Annotated in this window: 1 protein-coding gene; it reads left to right on the top strand. The window is 61.0% G+C overall.

Going from position 1 to position 670, the window contains the following annotated elements:
* Nucleotides 1–135: 135 nt before the first annotated feature.
* A partial coding sequence (locus KVT38_RS33465; RefSeq protein WP_217598048.1) for an AraC family ligand binding domain-containing protein occupies nucleotides 136–670 on the top strand: 535 nt, incomplete at its 3' end.

Raw genomic sequence — 670 nt, 5'->3', positions numbered from 1 at the left:
AAGCTTTCGTCTGGACGCGCCCATCTCTCGCACTCCCTCCGGTCTACGCAAATAGGATCAATAGCGGCGCTTCGTAACCTTTGCACCCTTACATGTTATAATCTATCATGAATGCGGAAACGGGGGATGGGCCGTTTGAATCGAATTGTGACATTGAACCTGGGACCGGACGCTTTTTTTTCCTCTTATCGGCAAACGACGGACGACGAGGACTGGCTGGCCTATCACGCGCACCAAGGCATCGAGCTCCTCTACGTCCACCAAGGACGCGGAGAAGCCATGACCGAGGACGCTCGCTATCCGATCCGCCCCGGCACGCTGCTGCTATTTCTGCCGTACCAGCTTCACAAGGTGGAAGTCCCCTCCGTGCCCGGCGCGCCCTACGTCCGTTCGCTGGTCAAGTTCGATCCCCGAATCGTTGAGCCTTATTTGACGCCATACCCGAGCCTTGCCCGCTGGTTTTTGATGCTGAAGCGCGGTCTGTTGTCCCGCTCCTTCTGCGATCTCGGAACGTCGGAGCGTCTGCCCGGCATGCTGCGCGACTTTCACGAGCGCTACGGCGCCGCCGGCCCCGACAAGGAGGAGGAGCGTTCGCTGTTCCTCGTCTCGCTGCTTCACGAGCTGCGGCATCGGGCGCTCCCCGTAGCCGGCCGCGGCGGCTCGCCCCAGG

It is taken from the genome of Cohnella sp. GbtcB17, assembly GCF_019091135.1.
Classification (GTDB): Bacteria; Bacillota; Bacilli; order Paenibacillales; family Paenibacillaceae; genus Cohnella.
The sequence above is the reverse complement of the archived record's forward strand: the minus strand, read 5'-3'. Positions and strand labels throughout refer to the sequence as shown.